The organism is Crateriforma spongiae, from assembly GCF_012290005.1.
Classification (GTDB): Bacteria; Planctomycetota; Planctomycetia; order Pirellulales; family Pirellulaceae; genus Crateriforma; species Crateriforma spongiae.
On the sequence record NZ_JAAXMS010000006.1, the window covers coordinates 105,053 to 126,348 of the forward strand.

The following is a 21,296-nucleotide window of genomic DNA, read 5'->3' on the forward strand; positions in this document are numbered from 1 at the left end:
CGCCTACGCGTGCATTAAACTGTCGCCACTGAATCGTTTCTCCGGTGCAACAGCGTGTAGACACATGGCACCAGGATTAGCGTCAGGACCGTTGACGCGACCATCCCGCCGACCACCGCACGGGCCAGAGGAATCATCGCTTCGTTGCCCGGCCTCAAGGCGAATGACAAGGGCAACATCGACGCGACCAACGTCAAACTGGTCATCAAGATCGGTCGTAAACGGACGCGAGCGGCTTCGATCGCCGCGTCGGCCGCCGATTTGCCATCGGCGCGACGTTGGTTGGCAAATTCGACCAGCAGGATCGAATTGTTCACGACCACGCCGACCATCATCAGCGTGCCCATCAGCGATTGGATGTTCATCGTCGTTCCGGTCGCCCACAGCGTCACGATGACACCGCCGATCCCCAGTGGAACCGCCAGCACGATCAACAGCGGATCGATAAATGACCGGAACTGTGCCATCAGCACCAGGTAGACCAAAACGATCGCGACCAACAAACCCCAACCCAGCATTTCCATGCCGCTGTACATCGTCTGCACCGGGCCTTGGATCGTTGCCGATGTGCCACTTTCAAACTCCATTTCGTCGATGACACGTTGTACGTCGGCGGCGACCGAACCGACGTCACGGCCCGAAACATTGACATAGACGTCGTTCACCCGAGCGATGTTGTAGTGCCTGATTTCGGCGGGAATGTTCACGCGGCGGACCGTGGCGATGTTCGACAGCGGGATCGTCACCGCACCGTCGGCCGTGTCCAACGAAATCGGCATGCTGTGAATCTCGTCCAGCGAATCGAACTGGTTGTCGGCATACTGGACCCCCATGAAGAAGTCGACGCCCGACTTGGGGTCGATCCAGATGGTGGGGGCGTAGCCGACACTGCTGCCCAAAGCGGTCAGGATCGTTTCGGCGACTTGTTTCTGATCGACGCCCAGGAACTTCGCCCGCGTCCGATCGACCTGGATATCGAATTGGGGATAGTCCAAAGATTGGGCGATTTGGACGTCGACGGTGCCGGGAATGTCATGGACTTTCGCGACGACTCTTTCGGCCACTTCGCGGCATTTTTGCGGTGTCCCGGCGCCACACTGAATGTTGATCGGGCTTGGCACCCCACGATTCAGCGCCATGTTGACGATCCCGCCACCGACAAACATGAACTGTTGCATCGGGTAATCATCGGCCAACTTGGTTCGCAGTTGGCGGATGTATTGGTTGGTACTGGCGCTGCGGCCGCTACGTGTCAAATTGACGATCACATACGCCGTGTCCGGACCGCTGTTGGAACTCAACACCGTGCTGAAACCGGCACCCTTGCCCACCGGCAACCCGATGTTGGAAATCAGGGCGTCGATCTCCGATTCCGGAATGACCGACCGGATCGTGTCTTCGATGTCGGCGACCAAAGATTCGGTTTCCAACAACTCCGTTCCGGGCAACGTCTTGATGCGAATTTCAAACGTGCCTTCGTCGACGTTGGGGAAAAGTTCGGTCCCGATCGCCGGCCACAGGGCGAACGAGGCACCCACGCCAAGGATGATCACCACAGCCACCAGCTCCGGTGCTTTGATCAGCCCACGCAACAGACGACTGTAAGCATTGTCCGTCGGTTCGCTTGTATCAGGATTGCTTTGCACTTTGGAACGCACAAACGTTGCGCAGAACGCCGGCACCACCGTCAGAGCCAAGATGTAAGACGCACCGATGGTGAACGTGGCGGCCAATGACAGCGGGGCGAACAAGTACTTGATCATCCCGGTCAAAAACAACGCCGGCAGGAAGACGGCCAGGGTCGTGATCGTGCCTGCCAGAATCGCACCGCTGACCTCCGCGGTCCCGTCGCGAGCCGCATCGATGGACGACTTGCCCATCTTCATGTGACGCAAAATGTTTTCAACGACCACGATTCCCGCGTCGACCACGGTGCCGATTGCCAACGCCAATCCGCCCAGCGTCATGACGTTGATCGTTTGACCGGTAAAGGCGAATCCGAGTCCGCCGATCAGAAGCGCCAGCAGGATCGTGGCCACGATGACCAGCGTCGGCAACAAGCGACGCAGAAAGACGACGACCACAACGGCCACCAGCAAGGCACCCAGTGCGACTTGGTTGAACAGGTTCTTCATCGCATCGCGAATGTAGCCCGACTGGTCACTGACCAATGTGACCTCGGTGGCTTCGGGGATGTCGCCCCGCTCCTTCATGTTCGGGATTTCCTCCGCCAAGCCTTCGCGAATCCGGTCCACCACCGCGATGGTGTTTTCGCCCGGTTCACGCAACAACGGGCAATACACGCTTCGCTTTCCGTTGACCCGGACGATGTTGTATTGCAGCGCCGCATCGTCAACGACTTCGGCGACGTCGCGGATGAAAACCGGACGACCTTCACGAACGGTGATCGGGATGCCCGCGATTTCATCAGTGTCGGGCAACGTGTTTCGCGGATGGATCTGATAGTCGATGCCGCCCATCCGCGCCGATCCAGACGCCAGGACCAGATTGCTGTTGCGCAAGGCTTCGACAACGTCGGTTGCCGCGATGTTGAAGGCCTGCAGTTTTTGTGGATCCACATAGACCATCATCTGGCGAAACTTGCCGCCGAAGGGGTGCGGAATCTGGACGCCTTTCAAGCCGCCCATCTTGTTTCGCACCGCGTAGTAACCGATCTGGTACAGCTCGGATTCGCTCAGCCCTTCCCCGCTGATGGCAGCCAAAACGACGGGCAAGTTGGCCGGTTCACTGCGCAGGGTGAACGGCCATTCGATGCCCGGCGGCAAGTGGAACATGTCGCTGGCTTCCAGATTGACGATGTCGTTCATCGCCGAACTGGGATCGGCACCGGGTTGGAAGAAGACTTTGATCACCGCCGCGCCGGGGACGGTCCGCGATTCTTGATGTTCGATCTTGCCGGCCAGGGTCAACGCACGCTCGACTCGGCTGGTTACCGACTTTTCCATGTCCAGCGTCGGCAGCCCCGGATAGCTGAAAAAGCTGACCACGACCGGCTCTTTAAAGTCCGGCAAAATGTCAATCGTGGTCCGCGGAATCACCGCGGCGCCCAAGACGCACAATGCGATGGCCGACGCCAAAACGGCGTAAGGGTTACGAAGCGAAAATCGGATCAGACCCATTGCGAAACTTGTTTCCGAAAGCGGGGACGCGTGGTGGCGACGGAGAAACGTTCAAACGAATCCGACGCTGGCGAGAATCACGCGTGAAGGTGGGGGCGGTGCAAAAACAAAGCGGGCAAAATCAGGGAGCCAAGACCGCGACCTGTTGGCCATCGGTGAAACGCTGAAGGTGAGCGTCGATCACGTTCGTCCCGGCGGGTAAATCCGAAAGGACCTCGATCGTCGATCCGTCGTCGTTGCCGGTTTGGATGTTCTGGACCGACACGGTTTGATCGTTGACGACATAAACGTATGCGTCGCCGTTTTCGTCAAATCGGATCGCACGGGCGGGTAACGTGGCAACGTTTTCGTGCACCGCCAATTCGATCGTCGCTTGGCCGAACATTCCGGGCACCAGCTTGCCGTCGGCGTTGTCCAACACCGCTTCGACCACCATCGTGCGGGTCGATGGGTCCAGTTCGCCGGCGACGCGAGTGACGGTACCCTGCATCGGTGACTCGTCGGGAAAGAACGGAAACGCGACTTCGATGGCATCGCCCGCGTTGACATGGGCGGCATCGGATTCGGGAACCGGCACGTGAACTCGTACGCGGTCAACCTGGCTGATTCGGAGCAACGGGGAACCCGCGCCCGCATTCACCAAGTCACCCGGGGCGACGTTCCGCTGGGTGATGATGCCGTCAAAGGGTGCTTTGATCGTCGCAAAGTTCAGCATGACTTCGATTCGATCCAATTGACGCAGTGCGACATCGACATCGGCCTTCGCGGCATCAACGTCGGCTGCCGCGGCCGTCAGCTTTGCTTGGGCAACGGTGACTTCGGCTTGTGCCGCGTTGACCGACGAACGGATCGCATCCAATGCGGCACGTCGGCTGTCCCGCCGCTGGAGTGCTTCGTCCAGCATGCGTTGCTGCAGCGATTGGCGTGACACCAAATCCTGGGTGCGGGCAAATTCCGATTCGGCGGCGGCCAATTCGGCGTCGGCGCCGGCCATTTCACTTTGGGCGGCCGCCACGTTGGCTTCGGCGGACTGGACGACGGCCCGCGCCAATTCGGCACCGGCATTGGCGCGTTGGACTTCGGCTTCCAGCCGCGCGATTCTGGCCCGCTGGGCTTCGCGGTCTTGTTCCAAATCGGGCACGTCCAAAACAATCAAAGCGTCACCCGCTTTGACCACGTCGCCGATGTCCGACCGGACTTCGCGAACAAAACCTTGCACCCGAGGACGTAGGGCGGCTTCATAGAACGGATGCACCGTGGCCGGTTGGCGGCTGGTTTGTCGAGTCGTCGACTGCTGAACGGAGACCAGTTGCACGGCGACCTGTGCGTCGTTGCGTTTCGCTTCCGTGCCGGCGGTGTCATCGCCGGACGGTTGGCATCCGACCGATGCGGCGATCAACAGCATGGCGATCGGCCCGAGCCAAAGGCGGCGCCGGCACGTCGCTGGCAAGTCACAACAAAACGGCAGTAAACGAATGGCCAGGTTGGGTTTCAAGGCGAAGCGATCCATGGGGGGAGGGAAGGAGGCGGGGTGGGCCGGCGATTCAAACTGAAACGCTTTCGCGACCAGCTTAATCCATACGACGGGCATTTCTGTTTCTGTTCCGTTTGTATCAGTCATTTCTTAGACGCTTGGGGCGACCGCACGCATAACCCGTTGCCGAATCAGAAGTCATACGACCTGCCGTATCCCGACGTTCGGGCAAACCGGAACCGCAGGTTCAACACGACTTCAATCGCCCGTCAAAGGCCACGAATGAAATCGAGACGACTGCTGTATCTGACCTTGGCAAATCTTGCGGCGTGTGCCGGTTGCACGGCAATGCCCGGATTCAACGATCGTGCCGACAGGCCCAGTGTGCCTGTGATGGACGCGACCGACGTGCAAAACCCGGCAACCGATGGTGGAAACGCCATCGATCGCTCCGTTCCCCGGAGACTGGATCCCAAGATGATTGGGCCTTCGGCGGATGTCGAGGGTGACGTGCGCCTGGTCAACAACACCGAATCGGTTGCGGCTGTCGAATCGGAAAAGTCGGCGCAAAGGGAATCACTTCAACTCGCCACAGCAGCTCGGAAGGACATTCGTCACGCGGCCAGCCCCCGCCGAGTCCCGCCACCCGAACGCGCGACCGACGGTCCGGTCGCGGTGGCACCGCCAGTGGATTTTGACAAGCCGGCGATCACCGGTTCGACAACACCGCACCCGGTTTCGATCGACCAGACGCCCGCGGTCACTCGGGCCAACGAAGCGGACGCTACCTCACCGTCGACGCCCATTGAGATAGCCACGGCTGCGCCGGTGCAAATGGCCACCGCTTCGCCGTTTCAGGCCAGCCAGGCATCGTCCATCGAATTGGTCGACGACATCCAAGTTCTGGCCGATGATTCGGCTCCGATCCTGATCGATAATTCCGCCGGCGTGATGCCCATCAACCTTCCCAGCGTATTGGCGATGGTGGGCGGTCGACATCCCGCCGTGGCCGTCGCACGTTGGCGTGTCCAAGAAGCCTACGCCGAATTGGACCAAGCACGCGCGTTGTGGCTGCCGACGATTCAAACCGGTTTTTCGTTCCATCGACATGACGGCCACTATCAGGCCAGTGATGGATCGATTGTTGACGTCAATCGCAACTCGTTTCAATACGGACTGGGGGCCGGCGCGACCGGCGCCGGAACCACGCCGACGCCCGGCTTGGTCGCCCGTTTCCACTTGGCCGATGCGCTCTTTCAACCTCGAATCGCCAAGCGTGGCATGTGGGCCGACGGTCATGCGGCGACCGCGACGATGAATGACCAACTGCGCGACGTCGCAGTGGCTTACACCGATTTGTTGCAAGCACATCAACGGGTGGCGATCGTCCAGCAATCTTTGGAGCGTGCCCAACGGTTGTCCAAGGTGACCAGCGACTTTGCCGAAGCCGGCGAAGGCTTGCAGGCCGACGCGGACCGTTTGGCGACGGAGGTGCTGTTGGTCCAAAACCGATTGTTTGAAGCCCAAGAACAAGTGGGCGTCGCCGCCGCACGACTTGCCGCGGCGGCCAGCCTGGACGGCGGTGGCGACTTGATTCCCACCGACGCGATGGCCATGCCGGTCCACTTTGGCGTGCCGTCGAATGATACGAATTCACTGGTTCCGATCGCGTTGCGAAACCGTCCAGAACTGAAAGAAGCCCAGGCTCTGGTCGCCCAGGCTTGTGAAGCTCATCGACGCGAACGCTACTCGCCGTTCGTGCCCAGTGTTCTGCTGGGCTTCAGCACCGGCGGGTTCGGCGGCGGATTGGGGAACAATTTGGACCAAGTCGACAGCCGTTATGACTTTGATGCCGCGTTGGTTTGGCAAACACGCAACCTTGGGTTTGGAGAACATGCCGCACGTCGTCGTGCTTCGGCCCAAGTCCAGCAAGCACGCTATGAAAAGCTGCGCACGATGGACCAAGTCGCCGCCGACGTACGCACCGCGGCATCCCAGGTGACGATGCGCAGTCGCCAGATCGACGTCTGCCAATCCGCCATTCCGATTGCCCAAGATTCCTATGACCGCAACGTCAGCCGAATCGCCGACGGTCAAGGTTTGCCGATCGAAGCGTTGCAATCGATCGTCGCATTGGAAAACGCCCAGCAAGCCTACTTGGACGCAGTCGTCGGACACAATCGTGCCCAGTTCGAACTGCAACGTGCCCTCGGCTGGCCCGTCAGCGAAGGCATGTGATCGGCGGGAACTGTCATCACGAAAATGGACGCCGCGAGGTGACCGACACGAGGCGATCGCCCCGATCGTTTTCCTCGCGGCGATTGGCTAGGAATCGCAACAACCGCCGTTGTCTTTCAATTCACGGGCGCGTCGCTTGTCGTCTTGCAACTCAGGCACATCGTGAAAGCAGTCGGTCAGACAGCCGTACAACTTTTGTTGAAAGCATGACCGCGCCGGAGCCAACGAATAGTGCGACCACTGGCCGACTTTGCGAACGTCCACCAACGATGCTTTGCGTAGATATGCCAGATGACGCGACACGGTGGGCTGAGGCAACTGAAGGATCTTGACCAAGTTGCCGACGCAGATTTCATCATCCACCAGCAGGTGCAAAATCCTCAAGCGTGTGCCGTCGGCAAACGCTCGGAACACGGTGTTGATCTCCTCGCCGATCTCCGACAACGCAACGATCGGAATGTCGTCTGCCGAGCGGGATTCGGTCGTGGTGCTCATGTTCCAGTGGCCTTTTGATTCGTCAGGTCGGCAGTCGCGTTTCCCCTGATCGCGATGATGCGTTTGAAAACATCAATGTACCGGGACAAACGCGACCAGATCAACAGAACGGTTGTGGCATCTGCACCATCAGGCGGCGTCAAACGACTGCAACGAAGCGCGGTCGTCGACGATTTTGCCGTTGCGAAGTTTCAGCACTCGCTTGGCGCGTTCGGCCGCTTCGGGGTTGTGCGTCACCATCACGATCGTTCGGCCTTCGCGATTGAACTGTTCGAAGTATTCAATCACTTGCTCGCTGGTTTCCGGATCCAAGTTCCCGGTCGGCTCGTCCGCAAGAATCACGTCCGGGTCGTTGGCCAACATCCTTGCCAAAGCGACGCGTTGCTGTTGTCCGACGCTCAGTTCGGTCGGCTTGTGATCCAACCGGTCACCCAAGCCGACTCGCGCCAATAACTCCGCCGCCCGGTCACCGTGGTCGGCTTCCGACGTTCCCGACAAATACAGCGGAATTTGGACGTTTTCCTGAGCCGTCAGATACGGAATCAAGTTGAACGTCTGGAACACGAACCCGATGTGGGCCTGTCGCATTCTAGCCCGACCATCGGCGTTCAAGTCGTACATCGACTGGTCGTTCAGCAAGACACGGCCCGACGTCGGTGACAACATTCCGCCCAGCATGACCAATAGCGAACTTTTGCCGCTGCCACTGGGGCCGATCAACGAAACGAAATCACCCTTGGGGATTTCCAGCGTGGCATCGTCCAAAGCGACCACTTTTTGGCGGTGCATCTCATAAGTCTTCGTGACATTCTGCATCAGTAACATGGTTCAAACCTCCTTGAATGATGTGACGGGGTCCAGGCTCGCCGCGTTGCGGGCCGGGAAATAGCTGGCCAACAAGGTGGTGCCGACCGAGATTCCGATCGCCCACAACGCCAGGATGGGCATCGGCAATACCGGCACGTTGGCCAACCGAGGTCCCAACGTGACGGCCAACGTCGTGCCGATCACAAACCCGCCGACTCCACCGGCAACGCCCAGCAACAACGCCTTCAGCAAAAAGATCCGCAAGATCAGATTCGACTGTGCCCCCAACGACATCAATGTGCCGACCTCTCGCCGACGTTCATAAACATTGGCGAACATAAAATTCGCGATCCCCGCACCACCGATCACGACGATGATGGCCACAAAGATCAACGACAGCTTTTCCATCATCCCGTTGACCTTTGCCTGGGTCGCGACGACCTGTGCCACCGTGACGACCTTGGCATCGGGCAACAGGTCATTGACTTTGCCGACCAGGCCGGCAGAGATCTCTTTGCAGCAACCGACGATCTCGATGCAGCTGACCACCGCGTCTTTGCCGGACATCTCTTGAACGGTGTGCAAGTGAGCAAAGATGCGTGAATCGTCGACCGTTCCCGTTTCGGGCAGCACCGCGACCACGGAAAATTGCTTGCCCATCAATTCCATCGTTTGTCCTTCTACGATGCCCAAGACCGATGCGGTATCGGATCCGACCAGTGCCTCATCGGTGGCCAAGTCGTCGATCACCCGTTTGCGAACGAGCGTCTTCTTGTCCTCGGGTTCATTCGGCGTGCCGACGTCGATCGCCCCGCAACCGATCGGCCGCGAAAAGATCCCGGCGCCGCCCCAAGCCGCTTTGGCCTGAAACTCGCTCTTGGGCAGAATGCCCGTCAGCGTGAACGAGCGACCCTGCAATTCGACCGGAACGCAAAGCTTCGGCGACAGATTGTCGACGCCCGCCAGGTTCGACATGGTCAAACGCAACGCGTATTCCTCGGGAATGGTTTCGTTGTGCAGGTCGGCGGAATAGTAATCCTGCAGCGTCACGCTCTTGGGCAACACCAACACGTTGGCACCCAAACTGTCCATCTCTCGCGCGACGGCCATCTCGGAATAGTAAGTAATGTTTTTGATCGCGATGACCGTCGTGATTCCCAACAGAATTCCGACAAAGATCGTGATCATCTGGCTCTTACGCTCGAACAGTTCTCGCCAGACCAGCTTTCTCAGGTTCATCGATTTGTATCTCCGTATGATTGTCTCGGTGTTTCGAACGCCTAGGTGAAGGCGGCGATCGTTGCTTCCTTTCAATTCCTATTTCGCGGCGGGTTCGCAATTGCCGCCGGGGCAACAGGATTCACCAGGACCACATTGGCCTCCGGGACAGCAAGACGCGCTGGCGGCGGCCAAACGCTCGATGATCTGATCTTTGGTGACGTCGGATTTGAAGGTTGCGACAGGTTGGCCGGGAGGACTTAAGACAACCGTCACGCCCTGATCGGCCGACGGGTCGATCTTCAGCGATTGCAGGAAACCGTGCTCGGATGAGTCGCTCGGATCGATGCGAACGATCTGGCTCGCCGCCGAGTAACGTTCGTCTTGCGTGAATTCATAAGCGCCGGGAAAATCGTTCGGACCGGTCTGATGTTTGACACACAAAAGGACCAACTTGCGATCTTGCAGGGCTTTCAAGCAATGGGAGGTTCCGCGGCTGACCACGGCTGCTTTCAACTGTTGTTCGTCGAACTTGACCGGCAAGCCGCGCGTGATCGCGCCGTTGGGTGCGATCGCAAGTGCCAACGGCATGGGAGCCCGACTGACGCCGAACTTCTTGACCATCGCCGCATTGCTGGCGTCAGTGATTTGCACACTGATCGCATCGGCGACATCGTTCATCTGACCGGTCGCCTTTTCGAAAACAGCCCGCATCGCTTGGGTCGGTGGGTCGGACTGCTTCCAGAAATAGACGAACAAGTATTTGTCTTGGGCCGCCGCGTTCCGCATCGCCACCCCTGCGCGACCCTCCGGGATGCTTTCGGACGCCAGAGCGTTAGCGGCTAGAATCGGTTCGGCAGAGACCAGACAAAGCACCGCCGCCGTGAAAGCGACCAAAAGGCGTGTCGTAATTGTCATGCGTTTCATTTGAAATCCTTCTCTTGGTTGAAACGAGGTCTCCCGGCGCAATGCCAGGGCTTGGGGAACGGCGGGCGACGGCATCGGATCCGCACATCCGCCTAGGCGAATATGTTGATATATTCGCCTGGGCGGATATGCGGAGTCCAGCCCAATTTCAGGTTTGTCGCGGCCTTGGACCTTGCCTTCGCCCCAAACGAAAACGCCAGGCATTGCGAAACTCCGGAAATCACTGAGTCAAACCGACCTCGCGGGGCGAACCCTGCGACCAGCAATCTTTTGGGGGACCGTATTTCCACGCGCAAGGACGAGGCGTCCTGTCGCCGATGACTCATCCCCGATTTCCACGTAGTGGTAAAAAGACCCCCGTCCCCTTTTGGCTACGGTTGGCACCAACGCATGCGTTTGGCGAAGTCGTTTTGGATCGCGACGCGGTGTCGGCTGACCGTGGTTCGGGGATCCACCGAATCGGTGGCGGTCAGGTCGCGGTACCATCCGTCGGGTTCACGCTGGAATTGACCGCCCCATCCGGGTTGCGTCGGATCGGACGGATCATTGCCACCGAGCGGCAAGAAGAACAGCCACGACGGTGTGTCGCCTTCTTTCAGGCAACCGTGTGGATTCGGGGCCGTCCAAGTCTTGGTCGGGTACTTTTCCCCCAGGGCCCCGCGTGACCGAACATGTTCGTCGATCCAACGACGACTGGTCAGCGATTCGTCCCCCGTCAGATACATCCCGCGAAACGTGGCGGTGCGTTTGTCTTGTCCCGGGGAAGCCTTTGACAAAACGTAGTGCATCCCCGGATACGTCTTCCGCATCCAATCGGCGATCCGGTCTTGATCGGCGATGTCATAGACGCGGAACTTCTTGACGAAATCGGCCAGACCATCCATCCCACGATCATGCTTGACCCGCCAAAGTGCCTGCGCGAAATCGGTTTGTCCGCCCCAGATTGCGATGTTCAGCGGTCGGTCCACCGAACCTGCATCGACACACTGGATCAGCCACTTTGATCCGTCCGTGTCATGCGTGTCACCGATGTGCTTAAGCCCTCGAAAACGATTGCCCGAACGAACGACACCACGCAACGTGTCTGCCGTCGGCCACCCGGAATCGTGCCGCTTCAAATTCGGAAGCACACGGTCGTACGCATCGATGATCTCATGAATGAGATCCGTGCGTGTGATCGACTTCTTTAGCTCGCCGGGTGTGCCCGATGCACTGGCAACAATCGCTTCGATCTGAAACTCGTTGGAATACACCATCAATCGAATCAGCGACTGGGTGTCATCGGGGTCGCCACCAATGTCCGTTAAAACGGCCAGCCGGGGGCGATCTTCGCCATCCGCGAATCCGCTCCAGGCGACCAGAACGACTACCAAAATCACTCGACATATCGAAGGGTTCGTCATGGGATTTGATACCGGTCGGGGGAGTTTTCGGGCGTCAGCGGTTCGCGACAATCGCCAAGTGTATCCCATCGATCAGGGCAACGTTGGGGCTGACGAAGGATGCTTCCATGCCACGCGATCTTGCTTCGAAGCCGGGTCGAACGGTTGTCGACGTGGCAGGCGATCGAGACACTGTCACCATCAGAATCGAAACCGTTGGGGCGAATCCGGTCGAGTTGGGAATGCCGTGTCATGAAGAGTTTTGTTGCGATCCTTCTTTGCCTTCTGGTCGGTCTGGCCGCGGCGCAAACACCGGTCGAGACCATCGATGGCCAGACAATTTCCGCCGATGTTCCGGCGATACTGTGTGCCGACCAAGCAGACAACCGTGTGCGATTGGTCGACCCGTTTGCGAAGGTTGATGACGCCAAGCTGTTGTGGACCTATCCGGCGGTTGACGATCCGCCAATACAGTACGTCCCGACGGATGCAAAGCGTGTGGTGATGAATGATCAAGTCATGATCCTGATCGCCTATCACGGTCGCGTGCGCCTGATTCGATATCCTGATGCCAAGGTGATCAAGGATTATCCTTCTTACAGCAGTTGTCATTCCGCGGAACTGTTGCCCGATGGATTGATCGTCAGTGTGAACAGCAATCACGGGATGTTGCGACTGCATCGTTCCGCCGACGATTTCGTTGACCACGAATTGCCGTACGCTCACGGGGTCACCTGGGACAAGCACCGTGATTGCCTTTGGGTTTTGGGCGATCGGCTTTATCGGTACCACTACCGCAGCGGAAACCTATCACTTGACCGGGCCTTTGATTTGCCGCTGTCGCCCACGGGACACGATTTGTTCCCCTACCGCAGCGAAGCCAAACTATTGGTCAGCAACAATGACGCATTGTTCGCTTTTGATCTGGATAGCGAACGGTTCGACCTGTTGTCCGACTTGGATTCGATCAAAAGCGCAAGTCAGCACTCCGATGGAACCATCTGGATCAGTGATCCGGAAAGAACGGAAATCGGGGCCAGTTTCCAAAGTGATTCCATTCGCATGGTGAATCCGAAAGGGACGCCGACCAGCTTCCAGGTGGATGGTGCACGCTTTTACAAAGCACGCTGGTGGCAGGACGTGGACTTTAGCTACTGACACCCTTGCGGTATTGCGCCGCCACACTGCCACCGTCCACAACCGTAGCTGGATGCGCCAGCATTCAGTCCTCCACATCCAGAACACTGTGAAGAATCAACACCCAATCCGTCGAACCTTCCGAATTCTCACCAGGCGGAGTGATCGGGACCTGGACCCGGTCAAACGGGGAACCGGAAACGTTGTGGTACCGGCCGCTGACCGGATCAAACCATTGAGCTTCGATCTGGTCGCCGGCGAGTTTGCTCAGATCCATCGTCGACGTTTTTTTGGTTGGGAAATAGGCAACCGCAAAACTTCCATCACGGGCGATTGCGCTGCTGGTGAACTCGGTCGTGCCTTCGTCGGCGCCCATGGTGACCAAATTGTTGACGTGATAGGGATCCAACCGATGCCAATCCAGACGCTTGAACATGCGCGCGAACTGCGTCATATGACATCGCCCGGGGGAAAGTTCACAGTCCAGCAGGTCCTGCCACGGCCGATGTACTTTGTACGGCGCTTTTGAATTGAAGTGCCATAGGCCTCGTCGGCCGTACGTGTAACCGCACGCACCACTGGTCAGCGCCCAATACGCCGATCGCCGAATCTGTAGCGGTGTGGTCTTCGGCCACCGCTGACCCTCGAAGCGGTACTCATAAGCGAATTCGCCCAGGTAAGTCGGCTTGGTGGGGTGAAATTCGTAGTCTCGTTTGATCAACCGATACTGTTGGGCATGGTTGGCGTCCTTGAACTGGACGAAATGAAAGTCGCACCACGATTCCTTGCCAAAGAACTGGGAACTGGGATAACCGCCTTGTGAAAAGTACATACAAAGGGCTTGTGGGTGTGCGCGTTTCAACGCGTGCCCCATCCAGTTTCCGATCTCATAGCCTTTCAGGTAATTCGCGTCACGCTGTTTCGTTCGCGGATCAAAGTCCGGGTTGTAGTCGCCGCCGACCGAATAGATGACGTTGTCAAATTCTCGGAACTGATTCGCGACAAAGGTGGCGTAGTTCTCAATCTCCGTCTGGCTGAGATCAGTGAACAGGGTTCCCCATGATTCGCCGCGCCACCCCATCCAGGCTGGAATCAAATTCACGGCGATTCCCTTCTGTCGCGCATAGGCGACCGTGTCTTTGATTTTCTGAAAGTGATCAATGTCGGGATCGGTGATCTTGGTGCGATCAAACGGACCGTCAAAATAGATTGCCGCGTGAACAACGGAGAATTCCTTCTCCGCGCAGTCGTCCAGGTAAACCTTGGACTGTTCCAACGTGGTCGCTTCGTTCAGGATCCATGCGGTATCACACAAGACAAAGAACGGCGCGTCCTGGTGATCGACCAAATGCCGGCCGTTGGAACTGACCCGCAACGGGAACTGAACTGCCTGTGCGTGTGTGTAAAAGAAGCTGAAGACGATCAGCCACAGGATCGTCGCACGCATCGGGATATTGCTCATGGATGGCTCTCGGTCGGACAATTCGCTGGATGCGAACGATGAAGTGAAAAGGCGGGGGACGCCGTGCCGCCCACTGAAAGCTTTTCTGTTCACAGCATAGTGCCCGTGAGGATGCCGTTGGGATGCGTTCTGAGAACGATTGTCAGTGGCGTGGTAAACTGTCCCTCGACACGCGGGATTGATGGGGGGGCGATGAAAGCGGGAACGCGAGACAGCCGACAGATTCGTCACATTGAATCGTATGATAACGGTAAAAAGTACAGAGATTGTTGGGATAGCTTGATGGACTGGAAACGACGTTCGCCGATGATTCATCATTCTCGGATGCTGTGCATCGCATTGATTGTGTTCGGTGGAATACCGGTCGGACGAGCCGATGAAGAAAAATCGACCACCGGCGACGTTCGTGAGGATTTGGATCCGTCCCGGTTGACTGTGCAGAGGATTTATTCGGGCAGCGATTTCAAGAACAAATCGTTTGGGCCGGCTCGTTGGCTTAGCCATGGAGGTGGTTACACAACGCTGGAGGAGTCACCCGACCACAAAGGCCGAAAAGATATCGTCGCCTACGATCCCGGGGGCGGTGAGCGGTCGGTTCTGGTTTCCGCCACCGATCTGATTCCCAAGGACCAAGAAAAGCCGCTAGAAATCAAGAACTACGCTTGGTCCGACGACCGGACCAAACTGTTGATCTATACCAACTCGGTGAAAGTCTGGCGGCAAGAGACTCGGGGCGACTATTGGTTGTTCGACATCGCGGCGAAACGGCTGCGAAAGTTGGGCGGCGACGCGGATGAATCGCGGATGATGTTCGCGAAAATTTCGCCTGACGGCAAGCACGTGGGCTACGTCTATCGAAAAAACTTGTATCTGCAAGATCTGGAATCGATGGAGATTTCAAGGCTGACGGACACGGGTTCCGAATCCATCATCAACGGGACGGCGGATTGGGTTTATGAAGAAGAATTTGGTGTTCGGGATGGTTGGCGTTTCAGCCCCGACGGGAGATTTATCGCTTTCTGGAATTTTGATACCGACGGCGTCAAAGAATTTCAGTTGATAAACTATACGAAGTCGCGTTATCCGGAAATCACCAGCTACAAGTATCCCAAGGTGGGTGAAACCAATTCGGCATGTCGGATTGGCGTGATCAGTGTCGATGGAGGCGAAACGCAATGGGTGAAGCTTCCCGGTGACTTGAGAGACAATTATGTCCCGCGAATGGACTGGATTCCTGGAACCAACCGTATCGTCTTACAGCGATTGAACCGTTTACAGAACACGAACCAGTTGATGGTCTCCGATGTGACGTGTGATGCGGGCGGCACGGTTGCCGTCAGTCCGCTGAAAACCATCTTGGTGGAAAAAGACGACGCATGGGTCGACGTCCACGACGACATGAAATGGATCGACGACGGGGAACGATTCACCTGGACCAGCCAACGCGACGGTTGGCGTCACCTTTATCTGGTGTCAGCCGACGGAAAGCAGATGACCTTGCTGACACCGGGGGAATTCGATGTGATTCGTGTGGTCAAGATTGATGACCATGGTGGTTGGGTCTATTTCATCGCGTCTCCCGATAACGCGGGGCAGCGATATCTTTTTCGTGCATCGCTGGATGGAACCGGGGAAATCCAATCGTTGACTCCCGATGCTCAAAGGGGCACCCACAGCTACCAGATCTCGGATGATGCGCGGTGGGCCATTCACACGTTTTCTAGCTTTGACCAACCACCGGTGATTGATTTAGTTCGTTTGCCGGGCCATCAGTCCGTTCGCGTCTTGGAAGACAACGCGGAATTGAAAGCCGCCTTTGCTGAAGTCGACCGAGGAACCACGGAGTTCTTTCAGATCGAAATCGGCGATGGGGTTACCTTGGACGGTTGGTGTCTCAAGCCGGCTGACTTTGATCCGCAGAAAAAGTACCCGCTGTTCATCTTTGTGTACGGCGAACCTGCCGGTCAAACGGTATTGGATCGATGGAACGGAAAACGAAACTTGTGGCATCGCATGATCGCCGAACAAGGGTATGTGGTTGTCAGCGTTGACAATCGTGGCACCCCGGCACCACGTGGACGAGCATGGCGAAAATCGGTCTACCGACAGATCGGCATCCTGGCGTCGTCCGATCAGGCCGCCGCGGTCCGTGCCATGACCCGACAATGGAGTTTTATTGACACCGATCGCGTCGGCATCTGGGGCTGGAGTGGGGGAGGATCGATGAGTCTGAATGCGATTTTCCGCTATCCCGATCTCTATCACACCGCCATGGCGATCGCATTTGTCAGCGACCAACAGAACTATGACACACTGTATCAAGAGCGGTTCATGGGGCTGCCGGAGGACAATCCGCAGGGATACAAGAACGGGTCACCCATCACGTTCGCAAACCAGTTGAAAGGCAATTTGTTGCTTGTCTATGGAACGGGGGACGACAATTGCCACTATCAGAATTGCCAGATGTTGATCAATGAATTGGTCAAACATCACAAGCCCTTCAGCATGATGGCGTATCCGAATCGCAGTCACAGCATCAGCGAAGGCAAAGGGACGACGCGGCATCTGTTCGAGTTGCTGACTCGGTATTTGAACCAAAACCTGCCGCCAGGGCCGAAGTGACGTGGATGTGCCGCCCCGAATCGAAGTTGATGGTTAAGCTGGTGGATCACCCCGCGTTACGTTAAGGATCGGTGGAGTATCGCATGCGAGTGTTGGTTGGGCGGATCACAGAACGTCCGTTTGGGCGAACGGCCGGTCTTGCGGCGTTGTTTTTGTGGACCGCTTGGGGGCACGCCGATCTTGCCGTTGCGCAAGATCGCGTGTTCGTGTCGAGTTCTCGACTTCTGATCGGCGTGCAGGCCAATCGATCGGCATCGGTGCGTTCCGGGGATGTGGACGGCGACGATGATGTCGACCTCGTTGTGGCCAACGGTCGGCACTGGCCGGGACAAAATCTGGTTTTTCTGAATCAGACGCGGGCAAGGTTCAACGTGGCGCGTCCATTGGGGCGTGACCTGTGTACCAGTTATGCATGTGAATTAGCTGATCTGGATGGCGATGGCGACTTGGACGTGGCGGTCGGAAATGACCAGGCGCCGTCGCGGGTGTTCTTGAATGATGGCACCGGTCAGTTTCGATTTCACACGAACCTGGGCCAGCCCCGAAGCGTTCGCAGTCTGAGCATCGCGGACATCGACGGCGATCAAGATATGGATTTAATTTTGACCTGTCGCGGAAGCGCCAATCCGATCTATCTGAACAACGGTTCGGCCGATTTTCAGCACGCTTTGGATTTTGGGACACGCGAGGATTCCACCATCGACGTGGCCGTCGTCGATCTAAACGAAGATGGACGCTTGGACCTGATCCTTGCCAATCGCGACGATCAACCCAACACGATTCTGCTTGCCGAAGACCCCGGCAATTCAGCGAAGGACACCGTACGGTTTGGTGCGCCCGTTGCATTTGGCACAGCGGAATCAAGCCGTGCGGTCGCGACGGCCGATTTCGACGGCGATGGTCATATGGATTGGGTCGTCGGAAACATCGGTGCCGCCAATGTGGTTTTCCTGGGCGACGGCACCGGGGGAGTGTCGCGTGAAATCAAGATTGGCCGACAAGACGGGCAAACGTTTTGTATCGCCGTTGCGGATCTTGATCGGGATGGCCGCCCCGACATCGTGGCGGGCAATCAGGGGCAACCCAATGTGGTTTGCTACAATCGCGACCACGCAGGACGTTTTATCACACAGTTATTCGGGCCGAATCAATCGGCAACGTACGGATTGTGTGTCGGTGATTTTTCTGGTGACGGTTACCCCGACATCGCCATCGCCAATTCGGACCAGCAGAACCAAATCTTCGTCAATCAACCGGCAAGGCAATGACGCATCTGATCCCAAGCATGGTTCGTTCAAAATCTTTGGTCTTGTTGACATTGTTGTTCAGCGTACCTGTCGGTGCAGAATCTGGAACAACCGATTGGCCCAGTTTCCGCGGTGTCGGGGCCCAAGGTGTGGCCAACGGATATGAGACGCCGGTGCAGTGGGATGCGACGGATCCCGATGACCCATCGGTGTTGTGGAAGTCCGCGGTCCCGGGACTGGGGCATTCATGTCCGGTGATCGTGGGTGACCGCCTTTTCATCGCGACCGCGGTGGCGACCGACGGGGATGTTCCTCTTCAGATTGGTCGTGCTGGCAATACAAACGCGGCAGATGACAACAGCGAACAGAAGTGGATGTTGCTGTGCTTCGATAAGAACACCGGCAAAGAACTTTGGCAGAAAAAGGTCTATCAGGGAGTTCCCAAGGCAACGCGACATGCCAAGGCAACGCACGCGAATACCACCGTTGCGGTCAGCGGAGACAACGTGGTGGCGTTCTTCGGTTCCGAAGGCCTGTACTGCTATGACCTGAACGGCGAATTGAAATGGAAGAAGGATCTGGGCGTTGTGGATGTCAGTAAGTATGGCATCGGTTGGGGCTACGCCAGTTCGCCGGCGATCCATGATGGACACATCGTATTGGTCTGCGATGATCCCGATCATCCGCACATTATCGCCGTCGACTTGAAGGATGGTGAACCCATCTGGCGTCGCGATCGTGACGAGGTCTGCGAACGCAGTTGGGGCACACCCCTGATTCATGAAGTCGACGGGCGTGCCCAGGTGGTTGTCAACGGGTTCCCTTGGATCGTCGCCTACGATTTACAAACCGGTGATGAGGTTTGGCGTATCGAAGGGGGAGGCGACAACCCAATCCCTACCCCCTTTGTCGCGAATGATCGAATCTACATTACCAGTGCACACGGCGGCCCTTCGCCTGTGATCGCCGTCCGCACCGACGCCAAGGGGAATCTGACCGATACGGTGTCGCCCCAAGACGCGGGGTTGGTTTGGCGTGTGGAAAAGGGTGGCTCCTATATGTCGACGCCAGTCGTCGTCGGGGACTACCTGTATTTGGGGCATTCCAACGGCGTGCTGCGCTGTTTTCATGCGAACACGGGAGAGAAGCTTTACGAAAAGCGACTGGACAGTGGCGCTTATGTGGTTTCGTCTCTGGTGGCTGCGAACGACAAGGTCTACTGCACTTCGGAAGACGGCACCGTGTATGTGATTGCCGCGGGTCCGGAATACAAACTTTTAGCAAAGAATCCGCTGGGCGATTCTTGTCTGGCCACCCCCGCAATCTCCGCCGGGACGATCTATTTTCGCACCGCCAGTTCATTGATGGCCATCGGACCGGAAAACGATGTTGCGGTGTCGGATGTGGGCTTGGAAGCGAGGCGAAAACCAAATGTCTTGTTCATTGCGGTTGATGACCTGCGTCCAACGCTTGGTTGTTATGGAGATGCCCACGCGATCAGTCCGAATATCGATGGTTTGGCGGAAAGTGGAATGCGTTTCAATCGCGCCTATTGCCAGGTTGCCGTGTGCAATCCTTCGCGAGCCAGTTTGATGACCGGATTGCGTCCCGACACGTTGGGCGTTTGGACGCTGCCGATCCATTTTCGCGAGGCAAAACCGGACGCGGTCACGTTGCCACAGTGGTTGCGGCGGTTCGGCTACACCGCGGTCGGTCATGGCAAGATCTTTCATAATCCGACGCCGGACCCACAGTCTTGGAGCGAACCGATTCGCAGTTTGCCTTCGCTGCCCTATGTCTATCCCGATGGCACCCGCGATGTTGTGCGCCAGGCCATGGAAAAGCTGCCCGCGAACGACTGGCGTAAGAACAATTTGCGTGCGTTGGCGACGTCGGCGCCCGATTTGCCAGACAGTGAATTGCTGGACGGGGCCAGAACAGATAGGTGCATCGAAGACTTGCGACGGTTAGCCAAGTCGAAACAGCCGTTCTTCTTGGCCATGGGCTACATTCGGCCTCACCTTGCGTTTGTCGCGCCGAAAAAATATTGGGACATGTATGATCCGGATAAGTTGCCCGTGTTGGCAGGTCAGGCAACGCCGGAGGGGGCGCCGCCGTATGCGATGCACAACAACAGTGAATTGTCACACTATGTCGATTTGATCGACATGCCCAAGCCTTGGGACACCGACGAATTGGCCGCCGACAAAGCTCGTCGATTGGTTCATGGTTATCACGCCTGTGTCAGCTACATCGATGCCCAAATTGGGCGACTGCTAAAGGCTTTGGACGATGAAGGTTTGCGAGAGAATACCATTGTCGTCTTGTGGAGCGATCATGGCTGGAAGCTTGGGGAGTATCGTGGTTGGGGAAAGATGACCAACTATGAGATTGATGCTCGTGTGCCACTGATTATTTCTGCACCTGGGTTAAACAACGACGGGCAGTGCACCGAATCGCTGGTTGAATTGCTGGATTTGTTTCCGACCCTTTGTGACTTGGCCGGGGTGGAGATCCCCGGCTTTGTCGAAGGCAAAAGTGTGGTCCCGATTCTGCGTGATCCAGATGCGACGGTTCATTCATCCGTATTGAGTCAGTACTACCGCCGTTATGAGGACACCGAGTACATGGGGTATTCGATGCGAACCGACCGGTATCGCTACATCGAATGGCGTGACTTTGCGACCGGGGAATTGAAAGATCAAGAGCTGTATGATCATCAAGCCGCTGGCGATCAGGGCGGATTTCAGCCGAATTTGGGGACGCCGGAAACGAAGAACATCGCGGAAGAGGTTGATCCGTCGTTATTGGCGAAGCTGAGCCAGCAATTGCAGTCGCAACACCCGCCGAGAAAATTGAGTCTGACGCCTGCCGTGCACACCAGCCCGTCCGGGCCCGGACGTCTGCAGGTCGAATTCACCTTTGAGAATCGGACGGATGGGGACATCTTTCTGCAGGCGATCAAACCCACCGGTCGACGAGCTGTCAAGCGAACCCTAGCACCGGGCGATTCGGTCACATTGAATGCCCGCATCGGTGGCGTTTATGTGGTGGAAAGTCGCGACGGATCCATTCATGAAATTCATTCACCGTGTTGGCCGCCACGAACAGTGGTCATTCGAAAGTGATGTCTTGATTCGCAAGCGG

At 57.2% G+C, this 21,296-nt stretch carries 13 protein-coding genes; 5 read left to right on the forward strand and 8 right to left on the reverse strand.

Annotation, left to right across the window (positions count from 1 at the left end; genetic code table 11):
- Positions 1-14 precede the first annotated feature (14 nt).
- Positions 15-3,140, reverse strand: a complete 3,126-nt coding sequence (locus tag HFP54_RS16905) for an efflux RND transporter permease subunit (RefSeq protein ID WP_168566062.1) — start codon at positions 3,138-3,140, stop codon at positions 15-17.
- 121 nt (positions 3,141-3,261) lie between these two features.
- Positions 3,262-4,650 (reverse strand): efflux RND transporter periplasmic adaptor subunit, encoded by a 1,389-nt coding sequence (locus HFP54_RS16910; RefSeq protein WP_235951976.1) that lies wholly within the window; start codon positions 4,648-4,650, stop codon positions 3,262-3,264.
- 246 nt (positions 4,651-4,896) lie between these two features.
- Here HFP54_RS16910 and HFP54_RS16915 point away from each other — a divergent pair, with 246 nt between their 5' ends.
- Positions 4,897-6,852: a TolC family protein gene (locus HFP54_RS16915; RefSeq protein WP_235951977.1), complete on the forward strand. Its 1,956-nt coding sequence runs from the start codon at positions 4,897-4,899 to the stop codon at positions 6,850-6,852.
- A gap of 87 nt (positions 6,853-6,939) precedes the next feature.
- Here the strand turns inward: HFP54_RS16915 and HFP54_RS16920 are convergent, their stop codons facing one another.
- The 5 genes from HFP54_RS16920 to HFP54_RS16940 all read right to left on the reverse strand — a co-directional run bounded on the left by HFP54_RS16920 (position 6,940) and on the right by HFP54_RS16940 (position 11,678).
- Positions 6,940-7,347: an ArsR/SmtB family transcription factor gene (locus HFP54_RS16920; RefSeq protein WP_146414680.1), complete on the reverse strand. Its 408-nt coding sequence runs from the start codon at positions 7,345-7,347 to the stop codon at positions 6,940-6,942.
- A gap of 129 nt (positions 7,348-7,476) precedes the next feature.
- The gene (locus HFP54_RS16925) at positions 7,477-8,172 is read right to left on the reverse strand and encodes an ABC transporter ATP-binding protein (protein ID WP_168566063.1); all 696 of its coding nucleotides are present in this window, start codon (positions 8,170-8,172) and stop codon (positions 7,477-7,479) included.
- A gap of 3 nt (positions 8,173-8,175) precedes the next feature.
- Complete coding sequence (locus HFP54_RS16930; RefSeq protein WP_168566064.1) at positions 8,176-9,393, reverse strand: ABC transporter permease; 1,218 nt, start codon at positions 9,391-9,393, stop codon at positions 8,176-8,178.
- A 78-nt stretch (positions 9,394-9,471) separates the two neighbouring features.
- Entirely contained in the window at positions 9,472-10,299 is an 828-nt protein-coding gene (locus HFP54_RS16935) for a hypothetical protein (RefSeq protein WP_168566065.1), read from the reverse strand.
- A 371-nt stretch (positions 10,300-10,670) separates the two neighbouring features.
- Positions 10,671-11,678, reverse strand: a complete 1,008-nt coding sequence (locus tag HFP54_RS16940) for a DUF1593 domain-containing protein (protein ID WP_315853922.1) — start codon at positions 11,676-11,678, stop codon at positions 10,671-10,673.
- 255 nt (positions 11,679-11,933) lie between these two features.
- On the opposite strand from HFP54_RS16940, the gene HFP54_RS16945 reads away from it, so the two are divergent.
- Positions 11,934-12,839 (forward strand): DUF6528 family protein, encoded by a 906-nt coding sequence (locus HFP54_RS16945; protein ID WP_168566067.1) that lies wholly within the window; start codon positions 11,934-11,936, stop codon positions 12,837-12,839.
- A gap of 64 nt (positions 12,840-12,903) precedes the next feature.
- Here HFP54_RS16945 and HFP54_RS16950 read toward each other — a convergent pair whose 3' ends face one another.
- The gene (locus tag HFP54_RS16950; RefSeq protein ID WP_168566068.1) at positions 12,904-14,280 is read right to left on the reverse strand and encodes a glycoside hydrolase family 140 protein; all 1,377 of its coding nucleotides are present in this window, start codon (positions 14,278-14,280) and stop codon (positions 12,904-12,906) included.
- A 282-nt stretch (positions 14,281-14,562) separates the two neighbouring features.
- Here HFP54_RS16950 and HFP54_RS16955 point away from each other — a divergent pair, with 282 nt between their 5' ends.
- The 3 genes from HFP54_RS16955 (at position 14,563) to HFP54_RS25745 (ending at position 21,277) form a co-directional block, all read left to right on the forward strand.
- Positions 14,563-16,902 carry a S9 family peptidase gene (locus HFP54_RS16955; RefSeq protein WP_206036270.1) on the forward strand — a complete coding sequence of 780 codons (2,340 nt, stop codon included), beginning with the start codon at positions 14,563-14,565 and terminating at the stop codon, positions 16,900-16,902.
- An 83-nt stretch (positions 16,903-16,985) separates the two neighbouring features.
- Positions 16,986-18,170, forward strand: coding sequence for an FG-GAP repeat domain-containing protein (locus HFP54_RS16960; RefSeq protein WP_206036271.1), 1,185 nt, complete (start codon positions 16,986-16,988; stop codon positions 18,168-18,170).
- 17 nt (positions 18,171-18,187) lie between these two features.
- Complete coding sequence (locus HFP54_RS25745) at positions 18,188-21,277, forward strand: sulfatase-like hydrolase/transferase (protein WP_235951978.1); 3,090 nt, start codon at positions 18,188-18,190, stop codon at positions 21,275-21,277.
- Positions 21,278-21,296 lie beyond the last annotated feature (19 nt).